The 5,210-nt window shown below is 71.8% G+C and carries 4 protein-coding genes and 1 pseudogene; 2 read left to right on the forward strand and 3 right to left on the reverse strand.

Annotation, left to right across the window (positions count from 1 at the left end; all coding sequences use genetic code 11):
* Both D7V93_RS37275 and D7V93_RS37280 read left to right on the forward strand, forming a co-directional pair.
* On the forward strand, positions 1-1,553 hold a 1,553-nt coding region (locus D7V93_RS37275), incomplete at its 5' end, for a hypothetical protein (RefSeq protein ID WP_120647870.1).
* Positions 1,554-1,557: 4 nt separating this feature from the next.
* Complete coding sequence (locus D7V93_RS37280) at positions 1,558-3,396, forward strand: protein kinase domain-containing protein (protein WP_120647871.1); 1,839 nt, start codon at positions 1,558-1,560, stop codon at positions 3,394-3,396.
* Positions 3,397-3,439: 43 nt separating this feature from the next.
* Here the strand turns inward: D7V93_RS37280 and recR are convergent, their stop codons facing one another.
* The 3 genes and pseudogenes from recR to D7V93_RS37295 form a co-directional block, all read right to left on the reverse strand.
* Positions 3,440-4,033 carry a recombination mediator RecR gene (gene recR / locus D7V93_RS37285; RefSeq protein ID WP_120538409.1) on the reverse strand — a complete coding sequence of 198 codons (594 nt, stop codon included), beginning with the start codon at positions 4,031-4,033 and terminating at the stop codon, positions 3,440-3,442.
* Positions 4,034-4,039: 6 nt separating this feature from the next.
* Positions 4,040-4,357, reverse strand: coding sequence for a YbaB/EbfC family nucleoid-associated protein (locus D7V93_RS37290; protein ID WP_120614990.1), 318 nt, complete (start codon positions 4,355-4,357; stop codon positions 4,040-4,042).
* Positions 4,358-4,454: 97 nt separating this feature from the next.
* Positions 4,455-5,210, reverse strand: a pseudogene (locus tag D7V93_RS37295) (DNA polymerase III subunit gamma/tau); the annotation flags it as partial.

Genomic DNA, 5,210 nt, shown 5'->3' on the forward strand with positions numbered 1-5,210 from the left:
ACATCCTCACGCCCTTCGGCCTCACGCGCGTGGGCTCGGAGCCGTCCGAGGTGCAGGTCGCGGTGGACGAGGACTCCGCGCGCGTGGAGGTGAAGCTGGGCGCCATCGAGCTCGTCTCCAAGGATGGGCGCACGCTGCGCGCGGCCGAGGGCGACGCGGTGGACCTGACCCGCGACCGCGCGGAGGTGGTGCCCGCGGGCCCGCGCGTCGTGGAGCTGGCGCCCATCGCGGTGACGGTGCGCGCCGGATCCGGCGACGCGGAGGTGAAGTCGAAGGCGTCGGGGAAATGGCGCAAGGTGCGCCGCGAGGGCGAGGTGCTCGCCTTTGGCGACGGCGTGCGCGCGAAGGGCGGCGATGCGGTGCTGTCGCTCAAGGACAGCGGCTCGCTGTTGACGTTGTCCCCTGGCGCGGAGGCGGTGCTGGAGGGGGCGGGGCAGCAGGGCGTCACCGACGAGGCGCGCGTCAACCTGCTGCAGGGCATGCTGGCCGTGCAGCTCGCCACCGGGCGCACCAGCCGCGTGGTGCTGCCGGAGCTGACGCTGGAGGGCGGGGGCGCGGCGAAGCTCGAAATCCGCCGCACCGGCTCCGGCTTCCTCGTGGCGGCGCACACGGGCGACGTGACGCTCACGCGGGGGGCCACGCGGCAGGCGCTGCGCGCGGGTGAGCGCGCCACGGTGCAGAACGACGGCACGGCGAAGGTGGAGCCGCTGGACGCGGCCGCGGTGTCGGTGGGGCCGGGCGACGGCGCGCGGGTGTACCACCGGGGGCTCGCGGAGGTGGCGCTCACCTGGGAGGGCGAGGGCGACGCGGTGGTGGAGGCGGCGCTGGACTCCGCCTTCACGCGCCGGGTGCTGTGGGGCCGGGTGCACCGCGCGTCGGTCAACGTGTCGGCGCCGGCGCGGGGCACGCTGTACTGGCGGGTGCGCAAGGAGGACGGCACGCAGGTGGCCGCCGGCAGCGCCCTCTTCGCCCCCGAGTCGCCGACGAGCGCCCTCGCGCGGGTGCGCAACGTGGTGCCGGAGGGGCCGGAGAAGACGACCATCTTCTACCAGGACAAGCCCCCGGCGGTGACCTTCAGCTATGGCGCGGAACCGCAGGCCCGTACCTATCGCGTGGCGGTGTACAAGGCGGGCGCGCTGACGACGCCGGTGGCGCAGCGCACGGTGGCGGAGACGCGCGCGGCGCTGGAGGCGGGGGCGCTGGGCGAGGGCAGCTACCTGTGGTCCGTCACGCCGCTGTCGCAGGCGGGGGCGGCCCTCAAAGGGGGCCGGATGAACAAGCTGGAGCTCGTCTACGACAACTCGGTGGTGGGGCTCGTCGTGGACAGCCCGCGTCAGGGGGCGCCCATGGCGGAGAAGGTGCGGGCAGCGGGGGTCGCGCCCGTGAACGCTCGCCTGTCCATCAACGGACGGGACGTGCCCCTGGACAGCAAGCACCGCTTCGATACCTGGGTGGCCCCCATGGGAATGCCCCCCCTGCTGGTGTTTAAGATGACGCGTCCCGGTGCCCCGGACGTACTCACGGTGCGCACCCTGAAAACGCGAGGGCCTTGAGGCAATGGCACCCCCCCAGCCCACCGTTCCCATTCCGGATCCCGCCGGTGCCTCGGCGGCGCCGCTCCTGCAGCCCTACGGCCAGTACGTCCTCGTGCGCAAGCTGGCCGAGGGAGGCATGGCGGAGATCTTCCTCGCCAAGCTGCTGGGCGCGGACGGCTTCGAGCGCAACGTGGTGCTCAAGCGGATGTTGCCGGCGCTGTCCGCCATCCCCGACTTCGTGGAGATGTTCCGCGACGAGGCGCGGCTCGCGGCGAAGCTGTCGCATCCGCACATCATCCAGATCCACGAGCTGGGCTTCACCGAGGGCTGCTACTACATCTGCATGGAGTACCTCGCGGGCGAGGACTTCTCCACGACGCTGAGGCTCGCGGGCCGGCGGCGCCAGTACGTGCCGCTGCCGGTGGTGGCGCGGGTGCTCATCGACGCGGCGCGCGGGCTGCACTTCGCGCACACCTTCACCAACGAGCAGGGCCAGCCGTTGCACGTGGTGCACCGGGACGTGTCGCCCTCCAACCTGTACGTGACGTACCAGGGCCAGGTGAAGGTGTTGGACTTCGGCATCGCCAAGGCCGAGTCGCGCCTGGTGCAGACGCGCACCGGCGTGGTGAAGGGCAAGTACATCTACATGGCGCCGGAGCAGGCGCAGGGCAAGGAGGTCGACCACCGCGCGGACGTGTTCTCGCTGGGGGTCAGCCTCTACGAGGCCGTCACGCACGTGCGGCCCTTCTCGCGTGAGAACGACCTGGCGGTGCTCAACGCGCTGCTGCAGGGCGAGTTCGAGAAGCCGCGCGCCCTGAGACCGGACCTGCCCGAGGGCATGGAGGCCATCATCTTGAAGGCGATGGCCTTCAAGCAGGAGGACCGGTACGCGACCGCGGACGACTTCGCGGACGCCCTGGAGTCCTTCGCCGCGACCCTCCCGGGAGGTGTGGCCGGCGCGCCGTCGCTCGGGTCCTTCTTGCGCAATCACTTTGGCGAGGAGCGCTATACGGAGAAGACGCGCATCCCGACGCTGGCCACGCTCACGGCCGCGCGTCCCTCGGACCCCGAGTTCGCGGCGGTGGTGCCGTCCGTGCCGGGCTCGGGCACGAGCGCCTATGGCCAGTCCGCGCGCGTGAGTGGAACGGGCATGAGCCCCGTCACCGTGCACGGCAGGCCGGGGGCCTCCGCGCCGCACGCGGCCCCCTCGCCCGCGGTGGTGGAGGGTGCTTCCCCGTCACGGCCCGCGTCCCGTCGCTGGCTCATGGGCGTCGTGGGCGGGGTGGGGCTGGTGCTCGCGGGCGCGGCGTTCGTCGTCTCGCGGCCCACGTCCACGGCGGTGACCCAGCTGCCGTCGCCGCCGGTCGTGACGAAGGTGGCGCCGGAGGTTCCCGTCGCGCCGGTGGGCACGCAGGCTCCGGCTTCCGGAACGGACAAGGCACCGGTGGATGAGCCCTCCCCGCCGGGTGGAGGCACGGTGGCCACGTCCGTGACGGACGTTCCCCCGACGACGGAAGACGGGCCGGAGCCAGAGGCCCCGCACAAGCCGGCGGGGCGTGTGACGAAGGAGCGGGTGTCGCTGGGCATCGAGGACATCCAGCGCGTGGTGTCGAACGGCCGCTCGAAGATCACCGGCTGCTTCGAGCGCTACAAGTCCGACCTGCCGTCGACCGCGGGCGAGGTGCAGGTGCAGCTCACCATCGTGTCGTCGGGCAAGGTGCGCGCGGGCACCCGGGGGCCCCTGGCCTCCACGGACGTGGGCCGCTGCCTGGAGGTCCAGGCCCAGCGCCTGCGCTTCCCGGCGCACCGCGACCAGGAAGTCACCGTGCTGATGCCGTTCTCGTGGAAGGTGACGCAGTAGCGCCCAGGCCCGGAGTCCGGAGTCCGGGGGCCGTCTTCCGCCGCTACAGGTCGCGGCGGGCGGACAGCGCCTTGGCGAGCGTGGCCTGGTCGGCGAACTCCAGGTCGCCGCCCATGGGCAGCCCCTGGGCAAGCCGCGTGACGCGCAGGCCAATGGGCTTGAGCAGGCGCGTGAGGTAGAGGGCGGTGGCCTCGCCTTCGATGTCCGGGTTGGTGGCGAGGATGATCTCCTCCACCCGGCTGTCGTTGAGGCGCTCCAGCAGTTCCTTGATGCGCAGCTGCTCCGGGCCCACGCCTTCCAGCGGGGACAGCACGCCGTGCAGCACGTGGTAGCGGCCCTTGAACTCGCGGGTGCGCTCCAGCGCCATCAGGTCGGAGTACGTCTCCACGACGCACAGCGAGCGCTCATCGCGGCGCGAGTCGCGGCAGAAGCCGCACAGCTCCGAGTCGGTGAGGCAGAAGCAGCGCACGCACAGGTGCACCTTCTCCTTCACCTCGCGGATGGCGAGGGAGAGGTCGACGGCGTACTCGCCCGGCGCCCGCAGGATGTGGAAGGCGAGGCGCTGGGCCGTTTTTTCGCCAATGCCCGGCAGCTTCGCGAGCTGGGCGACCAGGCGGTTCAGCGGATCGGGGGTCATCCGGTATTAGTTAATGCCGGGGATCTTGATGCCGCCCGAAATCTTCGCCAGCTCGCTCTGCATGTGCTGACGGCTGTTCGCCAGGGCAGCGTTCACGGCGGCGGTGACGAGGTCCTCGAGCATCCCGGGGTCGTTGGGGTCGATGGCGCTCTTGTCGATCTTGATGCTGCGGATCTCCTGCACGCAGTTGGCGACGACCGTCACGCGGCCCTCGCCGGACTTCGCCTCGACGGTCTCTTCCGCCAGCTCCTTCTTCCGCTCCTCGATCTTCTCGGTGAGCTTGTTCGCCTGCCGGATGAAGTAGTTCAGGTCGATGCCGGGCATGTGCTTCCTCGGTCCCCGGTCGTGGGAGCGCGGGCCGTCATGGCGCCGCTCGGAGCAGGGACGTTGCGGCGCACCCTAGCGTTGCCCGGGGGCGTTGTCAGTCCTCAGGAGTGGTGGGGACGTCCGTGAGGACGGCCGGTGGCCGCTCGGGCTCGTACACCTGAATGTGTTCGATTTCGCCGCCCAGCATCTTGAGGATGGCCCGCACGGACGCGTGGCTGCGCACCTTTCCCTCGGTGGTCTTCTCGTGGGTGGCGCGGCTGTGGGAGTCCTGTTCGGAGATGCTCAGCCCCAGGCCATGGGCTTCCTGGGCTTGGGCCACGTCCTGGATGGTGAGCTTCACGGGCCGGCCGAAGTGCGCGGCCAGGGCGGCGTCAACGGTGGCCTTGCCCGCGGCGGCCGTCACGGCGGCCTTGTGGAAGGCGGCGGAGGGCGGGAAGCCGAGGACGATTTCGCCCGCCTTCATGGACTGGAGGCGACCGTTGGCGAGCGCCGTGCCGTGGCGCACGGACGTGGCCTTCACGCTCTCCACGGCGGTACGCCAGCGCTCGGGCAGGGAGCGGTTGGGGTTGTCGCGGCCAGCGGCCAGGGGGGCCACGGCGGGAGGCGGTTCGGGTTCGGGCTCGGCGGCTTCCGGTTCGGGAGCCTGAGCCACGGGCTCGGCGGGGGGCAGGCACTCGCCGGAGGCACAGCCTTCGGCGGACCCCTCCTCGGGGAACAGGCGTTCGTCCGCGTCCTCGTCACCGGGCGGAGGTGGCTCCGGAGGGCCCACCGGTTCGGGCCGGCGCATGTTGGTGATGCGCACGGTGGGCCCGGGCTCTTCACCGCGGGCCGCGGGCGTGGGTTCGTGGCC

Source organism: Corallococcus llansteffanensis, from assembly GCF_003612055.1.
Taxonomy (GTDB): domain Bacteria; phylum Myxococcota; class Myxococcia; order Myxococcales; family Myxococcaceae; genus Corallococcus; species Corallococcus llansteffanensis.